The sequence below is a fragment of the Pseudomonas mandelii genome (genome assembly GCF_006438925.1).
GTDB classification, from domain to species: domain Bacteria; phylum Pseudomonadota; class Gammaproteobacteria; order Pseudomonadales; family Pseudomonadaceae; genus Aquipseudomonas; species Aquipseudomonas mandelii_C.
The window spans coordinates 16,471-38,265 of record NZ_RCZA01000003.1; the positions used below are offsets into that span (position 1 = coordinate 16,471).

Below are 21,795 nucleotides of genomic sequence, written 5' to 3' on the forward strand. Positions count from 1 at the left end.
AAAGCCCGATCTCGCTAAAGCGTTCAATCGGGCTACAGCACTCAGGAGCAACAAGTGCAAAGGGAGGTTCGATGCGCGTATAGCCTTGAAGGGGTTGCGCCAGGTCACTTGAACATCAAGGGATTATCTGGCGATTAAAGCCTCAGGCGACCTGGGCAAGCTTGGCGTTGGCCTGGCTCAGGCCTTTCTCCTGGAAGTCACCGCCCAGGTTCATGCCTTCGGCGTGAATGAACGTCACGTCGTGAATCCCGATGAACGCCATGACCTGACGCAGGTACGGTTCCTGGTGATCCGCGGTGCTGCCGGCGTAGATCCCGCCGCGCGCAGTCAGCACGTAGGCACGCTTGCCGCTGAGCAAGCCTTGCGGGCCGGTGTCGGTGTACTTGAAGGTCACGCCGGCACGCAGCACATGGTCGAGCCAGGCTTTAAGGGTGCTCGGGATGGCGAAGTTGTACATCGGCGCGGCCATGACCAGTACATCGGCAGCCAGCAATTCGTCGGTCAACTGGTTGGAGCGTTCCAGGGAAACCTGTTCGATGTCGGTGCGCTGCTCGGCAGGTTTCATCCAGCCGCCCAGCAGGTTGATATCCAGATGCGGCACCGGGTTGGCGGCCAGGTCACGAACGGTGATTTGGTCGTTCGGGTGCGCGGTTTGCCACTGGCTGATGAAGGTCTGGGTCAGTTGACGCGAAACCGAGTCTTGCTGACGAGCGCTGCTTTCGATGATCAGAACGCGGGACATGGGATGTAGGCTCCATCTGAGAATGCTGTAAGTCGATGGAGTGAAGGTTAAACGGAGTTAAATCGATGAAAAAGCGCAAATAACTGCTATAAACCATCAATAAATTCGTTTATAAGCAGAGCATGCCCTGTGGGAGCGAGCCTGCTCGCGAAAGCGGAGTGTCAGTCAACATAAACGTTGAATGGTAAATCGCTTTCGCGAGCAGGCTCGCTCCCACAGTAGCTTGAGGTCATTTGGGGGTGCAGGTCAGTTTGATACGCATCTTGATGATGCTTCGGTTGAACTTGGCGGTGGCATTTTTGTGTTTACCAGCGGCCACTTCGATATTGCGGGTGCGTGGCGCTTCCGGGCCATTGTTGAAAACGACCTTACAGGCCGCATCGGTGGTGCCGTAGTTGTTCACCTGAATGGAGGCGATGTCGCTATCCGTGTCATACGCGTTGTAGTCGATGCTCATTCCGTTCAGCTGTTTTTCAACGTCGATCGGATAGGCAAACGCCGTCAGCGGCAGCATCGCCAGCAGCACACAACCCGATACCACACAACAAAGCTTTTTCATTCAGCAGTCTCCAAAAAGGACTGCCAGCTTAGGACAAGAGGAGCTATTCATGAAAGCGCCCCGCGTGACCCTTGATCAATGGCGAACGTTACAGGCCGTGGTCGACCACGGCGGTTTCGCCCAGGCCGCCGAAGCGCTGCACCGCTCGCAATCATCGGTGAGCTACACCGTGGCGCGCATGCAGGACCAACTCGGCGTGCCGCTGTTGCGCATCGACGGCCGCAAAGCAGTGCTGACCGAAGCCGGCGGCGTGCTGCTGCGCCGTTCGCGGCAACTGGTGAAACAGGCCAGTCAACTGGAAGACCTGGCCCATCACATGGAACAAGGCTGGGAAGCGGAAGTGCGGCTGGTGGTTGACGCCGCCTACCCGAGCGCCCGCCTCGTTCGCGCCTTGACCGCGTTCATGCCGCAGAGCCGTGGCTGCCGGGTGCGTCTGCGCGAAGAAGTATTGTCGGGTGTGGAAGAAGTCTTGCTCGAAGGCGTGGCCGATCTGGCCATCACCGGCCTGAGCATTCCCGGTTACCTGGGTGCGGAATTGAGCGATGTAGAGTTTGTGGCTGTCGCTCACCCCGAACACCCACTGCATCGTCTGAACCGCGAACTGAACTTCCAGGATCTGGAATCCCAGATGCAAGTGGTCATCCGCGACTCCGGCCGCCAGCAGCCACGGGACGTCGGCTGGCTCGGCGCGGAACAGCGCTGGACCGTCGGCAGCCTGGCCACCGCGGCAACTTTTGTCAGCTGCGGCCTGGGTTTCGCTTGGTTGCCTCGGCACATGATCGAACGGGAAATCAAGGAAGGCTTGCTCAAGCTGCTACCGTTGGACCAGGGCGGCAGTCGCAACCCGAGCTTCTACCTGTATTCGAACAAGGACAAACCGTTGGGCCCGGCCACGCAAATTCTCATCGAACTGCTGCGCACCTTCGATACCGCGCCGCTGGATGCCCCTTTCGCCGCCCCTGAACAAGCCTGACACGGAGTGTATGCATGGCCTATTTCGAACACGAAGGTTGCAACCTGCACTATGAGGAATATGGCCACGGTACTCCGTTGCTGCTGGTTCACGGGCTGGGTTCCAGCACCCTGGACTGGGAAAAGCAGATCCCGGCGCTGTCGACCCGCTACCGGGTGATCGTGCCGGATGTACGCGGCCACGGTCGCTCCGACAAACCCCGCGAGCGCTACAGCATCGCCGGGTTCAGCGCCGACCTGATCGCCCTCATTGAACACCTGAACCTCGGCCCGACACACTATGTGGGACTTTCCATGGGCGGCATGATCGGCTTTCAACTGGCCGTGGATCAGCCGCAACTGCTCAAAAGCCTGTGCATCGTCAACAGCGCGCCCGAAGTCAAATTACGCAGCCGCGACGACTATTGGCAGTGGTTCAAGCGCTGGAGCCTGATGCGCGTTCTCAGTCTCGGCGCCATCGGCACGGCCCTTGGAGGCAAGCTGTTTCCCAAACCGGAACAGGCAGATTTACGACAAAAAATGGCCGAGCGCTGGGCAAAAAACGACAAACATGCTTATCTCGCCAGCTTCGATGCAATCGTTGGCTGGGGGGTTCAGGAACGACTTTCGAGGGTCTCCTGTCCAACCCTCATCGTCAGCGCCGACCGTGACTACACACCGGTCTCGCTGAAAGAGACCTATGTAAAACTGCTGCCCGATGCGCGGCTGGTGGTGATCGCCGATTCGCGCCACGCCACCCCGCTGGATCAACCCGAAATGTTCAACCAAACGCTGCTCGAGTTTCTCACCGCAGTCGACACCACCTCACTCAGGATCACTGACCCATGCTGAAAAAAATCGCCCTCGTCGCTGGCTCCGTTCTGTTTGCCGCCAACCTGATGGCCGCAACGCCCGCCAAGGCGCCGCACGTGCTGCTGGAGACCACCAACGGCCAGATCGAAATCGAACTGGACCCGGTCAAGGCGCCGATCAGTACCAAGAACTTCCTTGATTACGTCAACAGCGGCTTCTACAACAACACGATTTTTCACCGTGTGATTCCAGGGTTCATGATCCAGGGCGGTGGTTTCACTCAACAAATGCAGCAGAAAGAAACCAAGGCACCGATCAAGAACGAGTCCAAAAACGGTCTGCATAACGTCCGTGGCACGCTGTCCATGGCCCGCACCTCTAATCCTGATTCGGCCACTAGCCAGTTCTTCGTGAACGTCAAAGACAATGACTTCCTCGACAGCGGTGATGGCTATGCGGTCTTCGGTAAGGTCGTGAAAGGCATGGACGTGGTGGACGTCATCGTCAACTCGCAAACCACCACCCGTGGCGGCATGAAAGATGTGCCAGCCGACCCTGTGTTCATCAAGTCGGCCAAAGTCATCGACTAAGCTACACAGGAAGTCTTGAGCGGCTGCCGGAGTGCGCCGCTCACACTGTTCAAAGGAGAGCCCGTGCGCGGGCGGAGAACTGATGCTTTATCGCCGTTTCGAGAAACTGATCGACATTTTCCGCGAGGCCCCGACGGCCGCTCCGCCGGATCGGGTTCTCCCTTTTTATACCTATTACTTGAAGCAGGTCTGGCCGAGTTTCGCTGCCCTGCTGCTCGTCGGTCTGATCGGTGCGCTGATTGAAGTGGCGCTGTTCAGTTACCTGAGCCGCATCATCGACCTGACCCAAGGCACACCTAACGTCGACTTCTTCAAGGAACACGGCATCGAGCTCGCCTGGATGGCGGTGGTAGCCCTGGTTTTTCGGCCGATTTTTGTTGGCCTGCATGACCTGCTGGTGCACCAGACCCTGAGCCCCAGCATGACCAGCCTGATCCGCTGGCAGAACCACAGTTATGTGCTCAAACAGAGCCTGAATTTTTTCCAGAACGACTTCGCCGGCCGCATCGCCCAACGCATCATGCAAACCGGCAACTCGCTGCGCGATTCGGCTGTGCAAGCGGTGGACGCGCTGTGGCACGTGCTGATCTACGCGATCAGTTCGCTGGTGCTGTTCGCCGAAGCCGACTGGCGCCTGATGATCCCGCTACTGACCTGGATCGTCGCCTTCATCAGTGCCCTTTACTACTTCGTGCCACGGGTCAAGGAACGTTCGGTGGTGTCATCCGAGGCGCGCTCCAAACTCATGGGGCGGATCGTCGACGGCTACACCAACATCACTACCCTGAAGCTGTTCGCCCACACCAACTTTGAGCAGCAATACGCTCGCGAAGCGATCAAGGAACAAACCGAAAAAGCCCAACTGGCCGGCCGGGTGGTCACCAGCATGGACGTGGTCATCACCAGCATGAACGGCTTGCTGATCGTCGGCACCACCGGCCTGGCCCTGTGGCTGTGGACGCAATCGCTGATCACCGTAGGCGCGATTGCCCTGGCCACCGGCCTGGTGATCCGCATCGTCAACATGTCCGGCTGGATCATGTGGGTGGTCACCGGCATTTTCGAAAACATCGGCATGGTTCAGGACGGTTTGCAGACCATTTCTCAACCGGTCAGCGTCACTGATCGCGAGCAGGCCAAACCGCTGGCGGTCACCCGTGGCGAAGTGCGTTTCGAGCACGTGGATTTCCACTACGGCAAGAAGAGCGGGATCATCGGCGACCTCAACCTGACCATCAAGCCCGGTGAGAAAATCGGCCTGATCGGTCCATCCGGCGCAGGCAAGTCAACCCTGGTCAACCTGCTGCTGCGCCTCTATGACGTGGAGGGCGGACGCATCCTCATCGACGGCCAGAACATCGCCGAAGTCGGTCAGGAAAGCCTGCGCGAGCGCATCGGCATGATCACCCAGGACACGTCCCTGCTGCATCGCTCGATCCGCGACAATTTGTTGTATGGCAAACCCGACGCCACCGACGCCGAACTCTGGGAGGCGGTGCACAAGGCCCGCGCCGACGAGTTCATCCCATTGTTGTCGGACTCCGAAGGTCGCACCGGTTTTGATGCCCACGTCGGTGAACGCGGGGTGAAACTCTCCGGCGGCCAGCGTCAGCGCATTGCCATCGCCCGCGTGCTGCTCAAGGACGCGCCGATCCTGATCATGGACGAGGCCACCTCGGCGCTCGACTCGGAAGTCGAAGCAGCGATCCAGGAAAGCCTCGAAACCCTGATGCAGGGCAAAACCGTGATCGCCATCGCTCACCGGCTCTCGACCATCGCGCGCATGGACCGGCTGGTGGTGCTGGAAAAAGGCAAGATCGCCGAAACCGGCAGCCACGCCGAACTGCTGGCCCATGGCGGGTTGTATGCGAGGTTGTGGCAGCACCAGACGGGTGGATTTGTCGGGATCGACTAAATGCCGGTCGCCGAGATCCTTGTAGCAGCTGGCGCAGCCTGCGTTCGGCTGCGCAGCAGTCGCAAAATCCTATAGCGCGGTATTTCAGGCATAACGCATCCGCTGAATTAACGACTGCTTCGCAGCCGAACGCAGGCTGCGCCAGCTGCTACATGGACTTGTGACGTATCGATAGCTGGGCAAGGAAAGCAGCTGAAGCGGGGCGAGGATCACTCTTGCCGGTAAGGCAAGGCCGTCCTCGCTTCCTCGGCATACGCCAGCACACCAACGCGCTCTTGCTGCAGGAAGTCTTTGACGGCAGCTTTCAGGCCGGGATGACGCAAGTAGTGCCATGAATGAGTGATCACGGGTTCGAACCCGCGAATCAACTTGTGCTCGCCCTGGGCACCGGCATCGAAACGCTGGAAGCCATTGGCAATCGCGTAGTCCATGCCCTGGTAGAAACAGGTCTCGAAGTGCAGACGGTCGAACTCCGCCAGACAGCCCCAGTAACGACCGTAAAAACTGTCGCCACCCACCAGACTGAAGGCCATGGCCACCGGCCGTGAGCCTTGCTTGGCCAACACCACACGAATCGACTCTGGCATGCGCTCGGCCAGCAAACTGAAAAACTCCCGCGTCAGATACGGCGCTTGCCGACGCACTGCGTAGGTATTGGCGTAGCAGGCATAGACAAAATCCCACTGCGCCTGATCGAGTTGCCTACCTTCAAGCCATTCGAAATCAATGCCCTGCCCCGCCACTTGTTCGCGTTCCTTGCGCATCTGCTTGCGCTTGCGCGAACTGAGGGCGTCGAGGAAGTCTTGAAAATCCCGATACCCGCGATTTTGCCAGTGGTACTGACAGCCGATTCGCTGCAACCAGCCTGGCTGCTCGGCCAAGGCTGCGTCAGTGAACGGGTCGGTGAAGTTGATGTGGGCACTGGAGAGTTGTTCGATTTCAAGGTAGCCCGGCAGGCTTTTCAACAGTTCGAAACCGTCCTCGAGCGTGGCCGCCAGCAAACGCGGGCCGCTGACCGGACTGAACGGCACAGCCGTCAGCAGCTTGGGGTAGTAATCGATACCGGCACGCTCACAGGCATCGGCCCAGGCGTGGTCGAACACGTACTCTCCGTAGGAATGCCATTTGCGGTAACTGGGCAGCGCGGCAATCAGGCGATCGCCTTCGATGTGCAACAAGTGTTCGGGTTGCCAGCCTGAATGAGGGCCGACGCTGCCGCTGTCTTCCAGCGCGCTGAGAAAGGCGTGGCGCAGAAAGGGCTGATTCTCGGGCACCAGGGCATCCCACGTCTGCGACGCGATTTCGGACAGACTTTCCAGACGTTGCAGCGGCATCAGTTCTTCCCTACTTCTTTGCGTGAAAGCCTGGCGAGTATCGCCCATCGCCAAAAAATCCACACGAGCAATCCGCCGACAGGGCTCTGGATAAGGCTTTACGCCATATTTGTATCGTCATCGAGACGCCATCACATTGCCACTGCTCTGTCATAAACCATCGCGATACTGGCGCCTGTTTTTAGAGCGCCGGGTTCTAAACCTGGTCACTGTTTTCCGTCCGCCAACGGTCGGTTGTGTCCTGGATGGCTCAGTCATCCCATTACATCTTCGGAGATTGATATGCGTCTTGCTTCCACGAAAACTGCGGCGGCCTTGTGTGGTGGGTTGCTGCTGGCCATGAGTGTTCCGGCCAGCGCTGCAGTTGACGCCAAACTGCTCGACATGCTCAAGGCAAACGGCTCGATTTCGCCTGCGCAGTACACCGAACTGCAAGCCGAGCTGACCAGGGATCAGAAGGACCAGCAGATTGCTCGTCAGGCTCAACAAGAGACCAACGAACAGATCGCAGCGACCGCGAAGAAAACCAATGAACTGAGTACCTTCGACCAGAAACTGGCGTGGGCCGCCAAGACCCAATTCAAGGGTGACGTGCGTTTCCGTGAAGAAACAGTCCACAACGATGGCGTTCCAAACAGCAAAGACCAGGATCGTCAGCGCATTCGTGCCCGTCTGGGTGCCTACAGCGAAATCAACCCGCAAGTCGACACCGGTATTCGTATCGCCACCGGCAGCAACGACGACGCCCGGTCCACCAACCAGGACCTGAACAACTACTTCGACAAGAAGTCGATCTGGCTGGACCAGGGCTACGTTGACTACCACCCCGACGCGATCAAGAACCTGCACCTCGTTGGCGGCAAGATGCCGCAACAATGGGTGAGCATGGGCGACATCATCTGGGATAGCGACATCAACCCGGAAGGCCTGGCAGCGACTTACAAATACCCGCTGGGCGGCAGCACCGAGCTGTTTGGTAGCGCCGGTCACTACACCCTCAAGGACAACGTCGACGGCGAGGGTGTGCAGTTCAAACACGACCTGCGTCTGTACGCTGGCCAGTTGGGCGCGCGTTTCGCCATCACCGACAGCATGAAAATGACCTTGGGCGGCAGTATCTACTCGTACGACAACGATAAGAACAGCGCATGCCCTACCACCGGTACCGTCACCGCTCCATGCGCACTGGCCGTCAACGGCAACAGCCCGAACGAAACCTTCAAACTGTACGAAGGCTTTGGTCAGCTCGACTTCAGCAACCTGCCAGTACCGCTCTCGTTGTACGGTCAGTACGTCAACAACAAAGACGCGAGCAACGATCAGGACACTGGTTGGTTGGCCGGTGTGAAGTCCAAGATCTACGGCTTCGCAGTGGACTACAACTACCGCGATGTACAGCGTAATGCGGTGGTCGGCGCCTTCACCGACTCCGACTTTGCCAACGGTTTCACCGGTTCGCGCGGTAGCAAGTTGAAAGTGAGCTACGAGTTGGACAAGAACTTCAACCTCGGCGCGACGTACTTCATGGCTACATCTGACCAGACCAACGCCAGCATCAACAAGAAAGATTCGGACATCAACACCCTGCAACTGGATGCCGAAGCGAAGTTCTGATTCCCCGCTACACGACTCGGGCAAGGAAGCCCGAGCCGCTTTTACAAACTCGCGTTGTGGTATCGGTCCCCATCATCCGTCCGATACTGCAGCGCGAGTTTTTTTTGTTGGCGCAAAAAAGATCGCAGCCTGCGGCAGCTCCTACACCGACCGTATTCCAACCGCGATATCGCGTTGAAATCCAATCCCGTGTAGGAGCTGCCGCAGGCTGCGATCTTTTAAGCCAAACTCAGCGCTTGCGCAGAATCACGCTGCCAATCGAGTAACCGGCACCGAACGAGCTGAGCACTGCCAGCGAACCGGCGGCCAGATCGTCCTGGTTCTTGTGAAACGCGATCACGGAACCGGCGGAGCTGGTGTTGGCGTAGGTGTCGAGAATCACCGGGGCTTCTTCTTCGGTGGCTTCGCGGCCCAGCAGCTTCTTGACGATCAGGTGGTTCATGCTGAGGTTGGCCTGATGCAGCCAGAAGCGTTTCACGTCGCTGATGTTGAGCGTGTTCTCTTCCAGGTGCGTAGCGATCAGCTCAGCGACCATCGGGCAGACATCGCGGAACACCTTGCGGCCTTCCTGCACGAACAGTTTGTCCTTGGCACCGATGCCCTCTTCCGCCGCGCGGTTGAGGAAGCCGAAGTTGTTGCGGATGTTGTTGGAGAACTTGGTCAGCAGCTTGGTGCTGACGATGTCGAACTGGTACTTGGACGTCGCCAGGTCAGCACGCTCGATGATCACCGCAGTCGCGGCGTCGCCGAAGATGAAGTGGCTGTCACGGTCGCGGAAGTTCAGGTGACCGGTGCAGACTTCCGGGTTGACCATCAGGATCGCCCGGGCCTGGCCCAGCTGCACGCTGTTGGTCGCAGCCTGAATGCCGAAGGTCGCCGAGGAGCAGGCGACGTTCATGTCGAAACCGAAACCCTGGATGCCCAAGGCTTCCTGGACTTCGATGGCGATGGCCGGATAGGCCCGTTGCAGGTTGGAGCAGGCGACGATCACACCGTCGATGTCCGCGGCGGTTTTGCCGGCACGCTGCAAGGCTTGCTCGGCGGCACCGATCGCCATTTGGCAAAGCACCGACCACTCGTCATTCGAGCGTTCCGGCAGGCGTGGCGCCATACGTTGAGGGTCGAGGATGCCGTCCTTGTCCATGACAAAGCGGCTTTTGATGCCAGACGCCTTTTCGATAAACGCCGCGCTGGACTCCGTCAACGCTTCGATTTCGCCGCGCGCGATGGCGTCGGCGTTGTCGGCGTTGAATTGCGCGACGTAAGCATTGAAAGACTGCACCAGCTCTTCGTTGGAGATGCTGTTGGCCGGGGTGTACAGGCCGGTGCCGCTGATGACGACGTTATGCATGGTCGTTTCTCTAATCTGTTCAGGCAGAAAGTATTGGCACCGACGTACCAACACACAAAGGATCTGCTCCCGTCAGGGGACGCAAACCTGGCATCGCTTTATTCCAATCCGCCCAGACCTGTGAAGGCTCAAAACCGCGGGACCGGCGTTTATAGGCGCGAAGTTTGCCATAAACATTGGGTTTTGGCGCCTTTTGCTGGAACAAACGCGGTCACACGGCTACTTGTAGGAGCTGCCGAAGGCTGCGATCTTTTGATCTTCTGCTGTCGCGATAAAGAAAGATCAAAAGATCGCAGCCTTCGGCAGCTCCTACAGGGGATCGCGGTGATCACAGAGTATCGGCGTTATGGTTCGACCTGGGTCCATTGCTTGTTCAGGCGCTTGTCGGAGATCGGCACCTTGGTCCCCAATTGTTGGGCGAACAGGGAAACCCGGTATTCCTCCAGCCACCAGCGATAGAGCTCCAATTGCGGATCGCGTTTGCCTTCCTGGGCATGCTTGTTCGCGCGGGTTTGATATTGCGTCCACAGGCCAGACAACTCACCGCTCCAGACCCGGTCCCTCTGCACCTGAGCGCCGATTTTCTCGAAGCGCTGCTCGACCGCTTTCAGATAACGCGGCAACTCCTTGATCCACTGCATCGGGGTTTCTCGGACGAAGCCCGGATACACCAGATGACTGAGCTGCTGCTTGATGTCGTTCAGGGCCACGGCTTGCGCCAGATCGATCTTGCCCTTGAAGCGTTTTTGCAGGCCGTGCCAGAGCTTGAGAATCTCCAGTGTCAGCTTGGCCAGGCGCTCGGCGTGCTCGGTCCAGCCGCCGCGCTTGCGTTCGGCCAGTGACGCAAACCCGGCGCCATCCCGTGGCAGCGGGTCTTCGCCGTCGAGAATGCAGCTGTCGAGGCTGGCCAGCAGAATGTCTTCGACCAGACTGTCGACGCGCCCCATGTCGCGGTACATCAAGCCCAATTCGGTCAGCCCCGGCAACTTGCTGCGCAGGAACTTCGCCGGTTCGGCCAGTTGCTGCATCAGCAAACGCTGCAAGGCGCGGCGATGTTGAAACTCTGCCTCGGCCGGCGTCGAGAAACGCCCTTCCTTGACCGTGCCGCTCTCTTCCACCAGCGCCGGATACACCGTCATTGATAGCCCGGCGATCTTCTGCTGGGTTTTCTCGGCGACGGCGGCAAACACTTTCGGCTCCACCGGTTGCTGGTTTTTCGCGGTTTGCGGCACGGCCAACGCCGCCTGACTGGCTTCGGCAAAACGTGCGGTCAGTTCCGCCAGATCACGCCCTTCGCCGAGGAACTTGCCCTGGCCGTCGACGATTTCCAGGTTCATCCGCAAATGACTGTCGACCTGCTGCGACGCTTCGGCCCAGGCTTCATCGCTGACCCGCGCACCGGTCATGCGCAACAGTTCACGGCCCAGCGCTTGAGGCAACGAGCCCTCGGCGAAAGTCACGCGCTGCAATGCGGCTTTGACGAAGTCCGGCACCGGTACGAAATTCTTGCGCAGGGCTTTAGGCAGGTTGCGCACCAGCGCGATGCACTTGGCCTCGATCACGCCCGGCACCAGCCACTCCAGGCGTTCTGGCGGCAACATTGGCAACAGGGGCGCCGGCACACGCAGGGTCACGCCGTCACGGGGATGGTTCGGTTCGAAGTGGTAGCTCAGCGCCAACTCCAGATCACCGATGTGCAAGGTGTCCGGATAATGCAAAGCGGTGACTTCACTCGCCTCACGGGCCAGCACGTCTTCTTCGCGCATGATCAGCAGCTGTGGGTCTTTCTGGCTGTTGACCCGGTACCAGCTGTCGAAAGTCGCAGTCTGGTGGATCTCCGCCGGCAGTCGCGCATCGTAGAAGGCGAACAGGGTTTCTTCGTCGGCCAGAATGTCGCGACGGCGAGCCTTGGCTTCCAGTTCGTCGAGCTGCTCCAGCAGTTGCGCATTGGCCGTCAGGCACTTGGCCTTGGACTGAATCTCGCCGCGCACCAGACCTTCGCGAATAAAAAACTCACGAGACACTACGGGATCGATCGGCCCGTAATGCACCGGTCGGCGACCGACCACGATCAATCCGAACAAAGTGATTTGCTCGAAGGCCACGACTTGGCCGCGCTTCTTCTCCCAGTGCGGTTCGAAGTGGTTTTTCTTGATCAGGTGCCCGGCCAAGGGCTCGATCCAGTCCGAGTCGATCTTGGCCACCATGCGCGCGTAGAGCTTGGTGGTTTCCACCAGTTCGGCGGCCATCAGCCATTGCGGACGCTTTTTACCGAGGCCCGATGACGGGTGAATCCAGAAGCGTCGCTGGCGGGCGCCGAGGTAATCGCCTTCATCGGTTTTCTGCCCGATCTGGCTGAGCAGCCCCGAGAGCACGGCTTTGTGCAGTTTCGGGTAATCCGCCGGTTCCTTGTTGAGGCTCAACTGCATGTCGCGGCAGATCAGGCTCAACTGACGATGGGAGTCGCGCCATTCGCGCAGACGCAGGTAATTCAGGAAATTCTTGCGGCACCAATTGCGCAGCGGGCTGGCGGTCAGCGCCTGGCGCTGTTCTTCGAAACCGCGCCACAGATTGACCAGCCCGGCGAAGTCCGAGTCCACGTCTTTCCATTGCGCGTGCGCCTGATCCGCCGCTTGCTGACGTTCCGGCGGACGCTCGCGCGGGTCCTGAATCGACATGGCACTGGCGACAATCAGCACTTCCTGCAAGCTGCCGAGTTTTGCTGCTTCCAGCAGCATGCGGCCCATCCGCGGGTCCACCGGTAGCCGCGCCAACTGGCGACCGAGCGGGGTCAGCTGGCTGTTGCGGTCGACCGCCGAGAGTTCTTGCAGCAGGTTGAAACCGTCGCTGATGGCTTTGCCATCCGGCGGCTCGATAAACGGGAAATCGGTGATCTCGCCGAGGCGCAGATGCAGCATCTGCAAAATCACCGCGGCGAGGTTGGTGCGCAGGATTTCCGGGTCGGTAAATTCCGGCCGACCCATGAAATCTTCTTCGCCATATAGACGAATACAAATACCCGGCTCGACCCGCCCGCAACGACCTTTACGCTGGTTGGCACTGGCTTGGGAAATCGCTTCGATGGGCAGGCGCTGGACCTTGGCGCGGTAGCTGTAACGGCTGATGCGCGCGGTGCCGCTGTCGATCACATAACGAATGCCCGGCACCGTCAGCGAGGTTTCCGCGACGTTGGTCGCCAGCACCACGCGCCGCCCTGGGTGCGACTGGAAAATCCGCTGCTGTTCGGCCGGCGACAGTCGTGCGTAGAGCGGCAGAATCTCGGTGTGCTTGAGCTGGGCCTTGCGCAGCATGTCCGCCGCGTCGCGAATCTCGCGCTCGCCGGGCAGGAACACCAGCACATCGCCGGGACTCTTGCGTTCGCTGCGTTCGAACGCGGCGATTTCGTCGAGGGTGGCGAGAATCGCCTGATCCACCGTCAAGTCGTCCTCGACGCGGTTGCCCTCTTCGTCCTGCTCCAGGGTCAGCGGGCGATACCAGGTTTCCACGGGGAAGGTGCGGCCGGAGACTTCGACAATCGGCGCGTCATCGAAGTGCTTGGAGAAACGCTCCAGGTCGATGGTCGCCGAGGTGATGATGACTTTCAGGTCCGGACGACGGGGCAGCAGGGTTTTCAGGTAACCCAGCAGGAAGTCGATGTTGAGGCTGCGTTCGTGGGCTTCGTCGACGATGATCGTGTCGTAGCGTTCGAGGTATCGGTCGTTCTGGGTTTCCGCCAGCAGGATGCCGTCGGTCATCAGTTTGATCAGGGTGTTGGAATCGCTCTGATCCTCGAACCGCACCTGATAGCCGACCAGCGCGCCCAACGGCGTCGCCAGTTCTTCGGCAACCCGGCTCGCCACGCTGCGGGCGGCGATTCGACGAGGCTGGGTGTGGCCGATCAGGCCATGCTGGCCGCGACCGATTTCCAGGCAGATCTTCGGCAACTGGGTAGTTTTGCCCGAACCGGTTTCACCGGCAATGATCAGCACCTGATGTTTGAGCAGCGCTTCCTTGATTTCGTCGCGCTTGGCGGCGATCGGCAGGCTGTCGTCGTAACGAATCACCGGCAGGCTGGCCCGCCGCGCCAACACCTGATCACAGGACGCCTGCATGCGCGTCACCCACTGGGCCAGCTTGGCCTCGTCAGGTTTTTTGCGCAGCTCAAGCAACTGCCGCCGCAGCCGGTGGCGGTCGGCGAGCATGGCGTGATCGAGGTTTTTCAGCAGTTTGTCGATGGAAGGCGATTCGTCAGTCATCAGGTACGCAATAAGTCGTCTAGTGGCGCAGGGGGCGGATTGTCGCAGATTTAAAGGGCGAACGAGATCCCTTGTAGGGGGGAGGTGCTACTCGTTGTCGAGGCCCTTGCGCCGATACGGGAACACGTCGATGACCTTCCCGGCGCGAATGGCTTCCTGAAGGCCTTTCCAGTAATCGGCGTTGTAAAGCTCACCATGCAACTGATCAAACAACTTCCTTTGCCCGGAATCAGCAAACAAAAACGGCGGAAACTCTTCAGGAAACACATCCAGCGGTCCGATCGAATACCAAGGCTCCGACGCCATCTCGTCTTCCGGCGTACGCGGTTGCGGGATATGCCGGAAGTTGGCCTCGGTCAGGAAGCAGATCTCGTCATAGTCATAAAACACCACCCGCCCGTGACGAGTGACGCCGAAGTTCTTCAACAGCATGTCGCCGGGAAAGATGTTCGCCGCCGCCAGTTGCTTGATCGCCAGCCCGTAATCTTCCAGCGCCTCGCGGACCTGAGCGTCGTTGGCGTTCTCCAGATACAGGTTCAACGGCGTCATCCGCCGTTCGGTCCAGCAGTGGCGGATCAGCACGGTGTCGTCTTCTACCGACACGGTGGACGCGGCCACTTCGAGCAATTCTTCCAGACAGGCCGGGTCGAACTTGCTCAACGGGAAGCGGAAGTCGGCAAATTCCTGGGTGTCGGCCAGGCGCCCGACCCGGTCGACGCTTTTCACCAGACGGTACTTCTCGATCACCGTGGCGCGGTCGACGTTCTTTGACGGCGAGAAGCGGTCCTTGATGATTTTGAATACGGTGTTGAAGCCCGGCAGGGTAAACACGCTCATCACCATGCCACGCACGCCCGGGGCCATGATGAACTGGTCGTCGGTGTTGGCCAGGTGATTGATCAGCGCCCGATAGAACTCGGATTTTCCGTGTTTGTAAAAGCCGATCGAGGTGTACAGCTCGGCGATGTGCTTGCCCGGCAGGATGCGTTTGAGGAAACCGATGAACTCCGCCGGTACCGGCACGTCGACCATGAAATACGAACGGGTGAACGAGAAGATGATCGACACGTCCGCTTCATCGGTGATCAGCGCATCGATCTGAATGCCGCGACCTTCGCGGTGCAGCAGCGGAATCACCAGCGGCCATTGTTCGTCCTGGGTGTAGATGCGCCCGACCAGGTACGCGCCTTTGTTGCGGTAAAGTACCGAGGAAAACAGTTCGACGCTCAATTCCGGGTCTTTGCAGACCCAGTCCGGCAGGTTCTCGCGCAATTGCCCTTCGAGACGGTTCAGGTCGCCCGCCAGGTTGGCGTAATCCTCGCTGAAGCGGTAGTCGGCAAAAATGCTCGCCAGCATCCCGGACAACTGGCCCTGGGGCTTGTACGTGCGGGTTTGCGCGGCGCGGGCCCGGCGCAGGCTCGGCCGGGTGGTGTGGATGAACATGCAGCCGTCGCTGATCAGGTCGTGGCTGAACAGCCCGCAGAAAATCGAGTTGTACCAGGTTTCGGACAGTTCATCGTCGAAGCGCAGGTCGATCAGCGTGATGTAAGCGCTTTTGACCAGCGGCCAGCAGCTGACATCCAGCGTGTCGGCATCAAACGCGATACGCAGCCGTCCCACCGTTTCGCTGACTTTTTCTTCGTAGAGATTGATCCGCGCGGCCGACGCCGTTTGCGTCTCCTGCCACTTGGCCTGCTCGAAGCGAGCCCGGGCGCCGTCGGTGATCTGGCGGAAATGCTCGCGGTAATCGTCAAAGCCATCGAGGATCATTCGGGCGATGTCGGCGGCTGGCCATTGCTGCGGCATAGGTAAAACCTCGGCGGCTGATGCTTATCGTTGGGGCCTGAGCTTAGTGGCCCTTTGTTACGCAACGCAACCATTGCCTTGCGTCCTGGCTGGCGCGACACTTGCGTGCCAATCAAGGAAGGAAAGTGCTGTGAACCCCGTCGATACTCTGCGTTTGTTATCGCTTGCCGCCATTTGGGGCGCGAGCTTTCTGTTCATGCGCATCATCGCCCCGGTGATTGGCACAATCCCCACTGCTTTTTTCCGCGTATCGATTGCCGCGACCGGCCTGTTGGTGATTCTCGGGCTGATGCGCATCAGCTGGGATTTCAAAGGCAAACTCAAAACCGTGATGCTGCTCGGGGTGATCAACTCCGGGATTCCGGCGACCCTGTACTCGGTAGCCGCCCAAGTGCTGCCAGCCGGTTACTCGGCGATTTTCAACGCCACCACGCCACTGATGGGCGTGCTGATCGGCGGTCTGTTCTTCCATGAAAGACTGACCGCAGCCAAGCTTGGCGGCGTGTTCCTCGGGCTGTTTGGCGTCGGTGTCCTGACCCGTGCCGGTCCGGTGGCGTTCGACATGGAACTGCTGATGGGCGCCCTCGCCTGCCTGCTCGCCACGACCTGCTACGGTTTCGCCGGGTTCCTCGCGCGCCGCTGGCTTGATCACGCCGGTGGTCTCGACAGTCGACTGTCGGCGGTGGGCAGCATGCTCGGCGCAACCTTGTTTCTGTTGCCGCTGTTCGGTTACAGCGTGATCAGCCAGCCACCGGAAAGCTGGGGCGGCTGGAGTGTCTGGCTGTCGTTGCTGGGTTTGGGGCTGGTGTGTACGGCGCTTGCGTACATTATTTACTTCCGGTTGCTCAGCTCGGTCGGGCCGGTGAAGTCGATGACCACGACCTTTCTGATCCCGCCGTTCGGGGTGTTGTGGGGGGCGTTGTTGCTGGATGAGCCGTTGTCGATGGCGCACATCTATGGCGGGGTGTTGATTGCGGCGGCGTTGTGGTTGGTGTTGAAGCCTTCGGTGGTGAAGGTGGTAGAAGTGACTGCCAAGTAGTTTTGCGGTGTTGCTGATGACGCCATCGCGAGCAAGCTCGCTCCCACATTTGATCTTCGTCGTGACACAGATCCAATGTGGGAGCGAGCTTGCTCGCGATGGCGGTAGTTCAGACACCGATAATCACAATGCTAAATCACTCACCTCGCCATCCACCAACCGCCGAATCCCCAGCGGATTGGCGTTCTGTAACGCCTCGGGCAACAACGCATCCAGGTAATTCTGGAAGCACACCGGCCGCAGGAATCGATCGATCGCCAGCGTACCCACCGATGTGCCCCGCGAATCTGAAGTCGCCGGATACGGCCCGCCATGCACCATTGCCTCGCAAACCTCGACACCCGTCGGGTAACCGTTGAGCAAAATCCGCCCGACCTTTTCCTGCAGCGCCTCCGCCAGCCAGCGGTACTCCAGCAATTCCTCGGCCTCGCCAATCAACGTTGCCGTCAGTTGCCCGCGCAGGCCGTGCAGCGCCGCCACCAGCTGCGCCCGATCTTCGACTTCGATGATGATGGTGGTCGGCCCGAAGACCTCTTCCTGAAGCAGCTCATCGCCCTTGAGCAACAGGCTGACATCCGCTTTGAACACTTGCGGTTGAGCCTGATTGCCCTGTTGCGGCTTGCCTGCCAGATGTGTCAGCCCCGGATGTTCATGCAGCTCACCCAGACCTTTGCTGTAACTCACCAATGCGCCCGCGTTGAGCATGGTTTGCGCCGGTTGCTGGTTCATGCTGGCGCAAAACGTTTCCACAAACGTGCTGAACTGCGGCGAGCGCAGGCCAATGACCAAGCCTGGATTGGTGCAGAACTGGCCGCAGCCCAACGTCACCGAACCGGTCAATTGTGCAGCGATCTGCTCACCACGCACCGCAAGCGCTTCCGGCAACAGGAACACCGGGTTGATGCTCGACATCTCGGCAAACACCGGGATCGGCTGCGGCCGGGTCGCGGCCATGTGGCTCAGGGCATTGCCGCCCTTGAGCGAACCGGTGAAGCCCACGGCCTGAATCGCCGGGTGCTTGACCAGCCACTCACCGACGCCCCCGCCGTAGATCATGTTGAACACGCCGGCCGGCATCTCGGTGCGCTCGGCGGCGCGGATGATCGCGTCCGCCACCCATTCGGCCGTCGCCATGTGCCCGCTGTGAGCTTTGAACACCACCGGGCAACCGGCGGCCAGCGCCGAGGCGGTATCGCCACCGGCCGTTGAGAACGCCAAGGGAAAGTTGCTGGCGCCGAACACCGCCACCGGCCCGAGGGCGATACGGTACTGACGTAGATCCGGACACGGCAACGGCTGACGATCCGGCAGCGCCCGATCAATCCGCGCACCGTAGAAATCGCCGCGACGCAGCACCGTGGCGAACAAACGCATCTGCCCGCTGGTGCGTGCGCGTTCACCCTGGATACGCCCCGTCGGCAACGCGGTTTCGCGGCACACGGTGGCGATGAAGTCATCGCCCAGTGCATCGATTTCATCGGCGATGGCGTCGAGAAACTGCGCACGTTTTTCCGCGTTCAGGTTGCGGTAGATCGGGTACGCAGCGGCCGCAGCTTTGGCGGCGGCGTCCACTTCGGCTTCGGAAGCCTGAAAGAAAGTGCCGGGAAGCGGCTCGCCGGTAGTCGCGTCGAGGCTTTGCAATTGCAACGTGCCGTTGGCGCTGCGGCGACCGCCGATGTAGTTGTGTCCAAGTAGCGAAGTCATGACTGATTCCTTGACCGGCCAACAACGCCGACTGTTGAAGATTTTGGGACATTCAAGATCCACCCCTCACCCCAGCCCTCCCGAAACGTCGGACCGCCCCACGGGGTAGAGGGGGAAAGGGAGCCGATCTTCATGATGTTCAACTATGAGTTCGACTGAGAATTTCAGGCCTAAAGCGCGCGAACCTGACCGATGGCCAACGGCTGGACACTTTCGCCGATACCGTTTTCCAGTGGCGCGCCGAACTCATCAAGGCTGATCTGGAAGCGATCGCCCGGCTGGGTTTTCACCCCGTCGGCAAACGACAGCGTGGCGGTGCCGAAGTAGTGCACATGAACATCACCGGGCCGCAAGAACTGCGCGTACTTGAAGTGGTGGAATTCAAGGTTGGCGAGGCTGTGGCACATGTTGTCTTCGCCGCTGAGAAACTCCTTTTCCCAGATTGTTTCGCCGTTGCGTTTGATGCGGCTGGTGCCGGCCAGATGCTTGGGCAATTCACCGACGCGCAGCTCCGGGCCATAGGCGCAGAAACGCAGTTTCGAGTGCGCGAGGTACAGGTAATTGCGCCGCTCCATCACATGGTCGGAGAACTCGTTACCCAAGGCATAACCGACGCGATACGGCTGGCCGTCGTCGCCGATCACATACAGGCCCGTCAGTTCCGGTTCTTCACCGGCGTCTTCGGCAAACGGCGGCACCGGGAAGTCCGCGCCGGGGCGCACGACGATGCTGCCGTCACCTTTGTAGAACCATTCCGGTTGTGCACCGACCTGCCCGGCCGCTGGTTTTCCACCCTCCAGGCCCCATTTGAAAATGCGCATGGTGTCGGTCATGCCGGCTTCGACTGCGCCGTCCTGCTGGTGCATTTTGTCCCGTGCCGAGGCGCTGCCCAAATGGGTCAGGCCGGTGCCGCTGATCAGGCAATGGGCCGGGTCTTCGTGGTCCAGTGGCGGCAGGACTTTGCCTTGTTGCAATAGTTGTGCGTAGTCCGGGCCCCGCTCTGTGCCGCGCTGGGCGACTTCTTTTTCCAGGCTGCGTTGGGCGCGGATCGCCGCGAGTGCCAGTTCGCGGGTGCTGCGGGTGTCGCGCAATACCTGAACCTGTGCCCCGTCGACGAGGCCGACCTGGCGTTCACCCGCAGTGTTTTCGAATTGAATCAGGCGCATGACGGCCCTCCAGAAAGTCGTGGATGGCGCCGCAAGTTTGCGGTGCCCGCTTGCGGTGCCTCAAGGTCACTCGATGATGTTGAAGTCGCTCAGGTACTCATCGGAGATTTCCAGGCCCAGACCCGGTTTATTGTCATCAAGCTGGATGTAGCCGTTGACCGGTTGCGGCTCGCCCTTGAACACGTAGTAAAAGAGTTCGTTGCCGACTTCGACGTCGAACACCGGGAAGAACTCGGCCATCGGCGATGCGGTGGTGGACATGGTCAGGTGATAGTTGTGCATCTGCCCGGCGTGCGGGATCACTGGCACCGACCAGGCTTCGGCCATGGCGTTGATCTTGCGCGCGGCGGTGATGCCGCCGACGCGGTTGGTGTCGTACTGGATCACGTCGACAGCGCGGCGTTCCAGCAGGTCTTTGAAGCCGTAGGAGGTGAACTCATGCTCGCCGCCGGAGATTGGCATGATCCCCATTTTTTTCAGCTCGATGTAGCCTTCGATGTCGTCGGCGATCACCGGTTCTTCGAGCCAGCGTGGTTCGAACTCGGCGAGTTTGGGCAACATGCGGCGGGCGTATTCCAGGGTCCAGCCCATGTAGCATTCGAGCATGATGTCGATGTCGGGGCCGGCCAGGTTACGCAGCGCCCGCACTTGTTCGATGTTCTTGCGCATGCCCGCCGGGCCGTCTTTCGGACCGTAGCCGAAACGCATTTTCAGCGCGGTGAAACCCTGGTTCAAATAGCCCTGGGCTTCTTCAAGGAACAGGTCGAGGTTGTCGTTGGCGTAGAGCTTGGATGCGTAAGTCCAGATCTTTTCCTTGGTGCGGCCGCCGAGCAGTTTGAACACAGGCTTGTTGACCGCTTTGCCCATGATGTCCCAGATGGCGATGTCGATCGCCGAGATCGCCGCCATGCCAATGCCTTTACGGCCCCAGGCGTGGCTCTGGCGGTACATCTTCTGCCAGATGTATTCGTTGTCGAACGGGTCTTCGCCAATGGCGATCGGCGCCAGATAGGTGTCGATGATTTCCTTGGCCACACGCGGTGCCAGGGCGCAGTTACCGATGCCGACGAGACCGGTATCGGTCTCGACTTCCACCACCAGCCAGCCGTGGAAACGGAACGAGCCCATGGCGTCGCCGCGTTCGAACAGGATGTCGCTGGCGTTGGTGCAGAAGTGCGCTTGAGGGGGGACGACTTTGCCTTTCCACTCGAAAACGCGGGTACGGATTGCTTTGATTTTCATGAATACAGTTCCTTGCGCTGCCGGCTTTTTGTAGTTGTCGGGTCGCTGCGCGGGGCCGCTTGGGTGGCCGGCTCCGGGCATTCGATGGAGCGACTTTAGCCAGCGCTCGGGGGCTGCGGATAATCACTTATGCGTATCCGCCGATAACCTGGGGTGATAGGAAAAAGCGGTTATTGGGTAGATAGGGTTATCGGGTGTGGAAGCTTTAAAGACCACCCCTCACCCTAACCCTCTCCCCAGAGGGTAGAGGGGACTGACCGAGTTGTTCTTAGAGCTGCATCGACCTGAAAGATCTGAGTCGAACTCAGGCTTGAAAGGCTTGAAGATCTGCTCCCTTTCCCCCTCTCCCCCGTGGGGCGGTCCGACGTTTCGGGAGGGCGGGGTGAGGGGTGAACGAGCCCCATGAAAGACAGGACACCGTTTCCCCCTTACGATAAGGGATAGGCAAACGGTTATGTTTATGACTAACAGCAACGATAAGAGTGGGGAGCTTTTGGGCCAGGAGCGACGGCGCCGCTGGAGCCCAGAGCAAAAACTGGCCATGGTTCGCGAGAGTCTTGAGCCAGGGCAAAGCGTTTCGGTGGTGGCTCGGCGCAACGGCATCAATGCCAACCAGCTGTTCCTGTGGCGCAAGCTGTACCAGGACGGCAGCCTGTCGGCGGTCAGTGCTGGCGAAGCCGTGGTGCCNTGAACGAGCCCCATGAAAGACAGGA

The 21,795-nt window shown here is 59.7% G+C and carries 14 protein-coding genes and 2 pseudogenes; 7 read left to right on the forward strand and 9 right to left on the reverse strand.

Translation table 11 applies throughout. The features are described from left to right. Window positions 1-142 precede the first annotated feature (142 nt). A complete protein-coding gene (locus EAH74_RS07090; protein ID WP_140677302.1) occupies window positions 143-742 on the reverse strand; it encodes an FMN-dependent NADH-azoreductase in 600 nt (199 codons plus the stop codon). A gap of 229 nt (window positions 743-971) precedes the next feature. Then, window positions 972-1,301: a 3-phosphoglycerate kinase gene (locus tag EAH74_RS07095; protein WP_140677303.1), complete on the reverse strand. Its 330-nt coding sequence runs from the start codon at window positions 1,299-1,301 to the stop codon at window positions 972-974. Window positions 1,302-1,350: 49 nt separating this feature from the next. Between EAH74_RS07095 and EAH74_RS07100 the strand changes: the two genes are divergently transcribed. From EAH74_RS07100 to EAH74_RS07115, 4 genes and pseudogenes are all read left to right on the forward strand, one after another. Next, the gene (locus tag EAH74_RS07100; RefSeq protein WP_140677305.1) at window positions 1,351-2,274 is read left to right on the forward strand and encodes a LysR family transcriptional regulator; all 924 of its coding nucleotides are present in this window, start codon (window positions 1,351-1,353) and stop codon (window positions 2,272-2,274) included. A gap of 14 nt (window positions 2,275-2,288) precedes the next feature. Continuing rightward, window positions 2,289-3,094: pseudogene (locus tag EAH74_RS07105) on the forward strand (alpha/beta fold hydrolase). Between the two features lie 3 nt (window positions 3,095-3,097). Next, window positions 3,098-3,655, forward strand: coding sequence for a peptidylprolyl isomerase A (locus EAH74_RS07110; RefSeq protein WP_008153188.1), 558 nt, complete (start codon window positions 3,098-3,100; stop codon window positions 3,653-3,655). An 82-nt stretch (window positions 3,656-3,737) separates the two neighbouring features. Then, window positions 3,738-5,570 carry an ABC transporter ATP-binding protein gene (locus EAH74_RS07115; protein WP_140677306.1) on the forward strand — a complete coding sequence of 611 codons (1,833 nt, stop codon included), beginning with the start codon at window positions 3,738-3,740 and terminating at the stop codon, window positions 5,568-5,570. Between the two features lie 209 nt (window positions 5,571-5,779). Here the strand turns inward: EAH74_RS07115 and EAH74_RS07120 are convergent, their stop codons facing one another. Then, window positions 5,780-6,904 carry a GNAT family N-acetyltransferase gene (locus EAH74_RS07120; protein ID WP_123366745.1) on the reverse strand — a complete coding sequence of 375 codons (1,125 nt, stop codon included), beginning with the start codon at window positions 6,902-6,904 and terminating at the stop codon, window positions 5,780-5,782. Window positions 6,905-7,186: 282 nt separating this feature from the next. Here EAH74_RS07120 and EAH74_RS07125 point away from each other — a divergent pair, with 282 nt between their 5' ends. Continuing rightward, entirely contained in the window at window positions 7,187-8,518 is a 1,332-nt protein-coding gene (locus EAH74_RS07125) for a putative porin (protein ID WP_140677307.1), read from the forward strand. Between the two features lie 229 nt (window positions 8,519-8,747). Here EAH74_RS07125 and EAH74_RS07130 read toward each other — a convergent pair whose 3' ends face one another. The 3 genes from EAH74_RS07130 to aceK form a co-directional block, all read right to left on the reverse strand. Next, window positions 8,748-9,869, reverse strand: a complete 1,122-nt coding sequence (locus EAH74_RS07130) for a beta-ketoacyl-ACP synthase III (RefSeq protein ID WP_140677308.1) — start codon at window positions 9,867-9,869, stop codon at window positions 8,748-8,750. A gap of 344 nt (window positions 9,870-10,213) precedes the next feature. Continuing rightward, on the reverse strand, window positions 10,214-14,125 hold the full coding sequence (gene hrpA / locus EAH74_RS07135; protein ID WP_140677309.1) for an ATP-dependent RNA helicase HrpA: 3,912 nt from the start codon (window positions 14,123-14,125) through the stop codon (window positions 10,214-10,216). A gap of 87 nt (window positions 14,126-14,212) precedes the next feature. Next, window positions 14,213-15,931: a bifunctional isocitrate dehydrogenase kinase/phosphatase gene (gene aceK, locus EAH74_RS07140; protein ID WP_140677310.1), complete on the reverse strand. Its 1,719-nt coding sequence runs from the start codon at window positions 15,929-15,931 to the stop codon at window positions 14,213-14,215. A gap of 130 nt (window positions 15,932-16,061) precedes the next feature. Here aceK and EAH74_RS07145 point away from each other — a divergent pair, with 130 nt between their 5' ends. Next, window positions 16,062-16,970, forward strand: a complete 909-nt coding sequence (locus tag EAH74_RS07145) for a DMT family transporter (RefSeq protein ID WP_140677311.1) — start codon at window positions 16,062-16,064, stop codon at window positions 16,968-16,970. A gap of 123 nt (window positions 16,971-17,093) precedes the next feature. On the opposite strand, the gene EAH74_RS07150 is transcribed toward EAH74_RS07145, so the two are convergent. From EAH74_RS07150 to EAH74_RS07160, 3 genes are all read right to left on the reverse strand, one after another. Beyond that, window positions 17,094-18,674, reverse strand: a complete 1,581-nt coding sequence (locus tag EAH74_RS07150; protein WP_140677312.1) for an aldehyde dehydrogenase (NADP(+)) — start codon at window positions 18,672-18,674, stop codon at window positions 17,094-17,096. A 170-nt stretch (window positions 18,675-18,844) separates the two neighbouring features. Beyond that, window positions 18,845-19,840 carry an AraD1 family protein gene (gene araD1, locus EAH74_RS07155; RefSeq protein WP_140677313.1) on the reverse strand — a complete coding sequence of 332 codons (996 nt, stop codon included), beginning with the start codon at window positions 19,838-19,840 and terminating at the stop codon, window positions 18,845-18,847. Between the two features lie 66 nt (window positions 19,841-19,906). Beyond that, complete coding sequence (locus EAH74_RS07160; RefSeq protein ID WP_140677315.1) at window positions 19,907-21,082, reverse strand: L-rhamnonate dehydratase; 1,176 nt, start codon at window positions 21,080-21,082, stop codon at window positions 19,907-19,909. A 460-nt stretch (window positions 21,083-21,542) separates the two neighbouring features. On the opposite strand from EAH74_RS07160, the pseudogene EAH74_RS07165 reads away from it, so the two are divergent. Then, window positions 21,543-21,767, forward strand: a pseudogene (locus EAH74_RS07165) (transposase); the annotation flags it as partial. Between the last annotated feature and the right edge of the window lie 28 nt (window positions 21,768-21,795).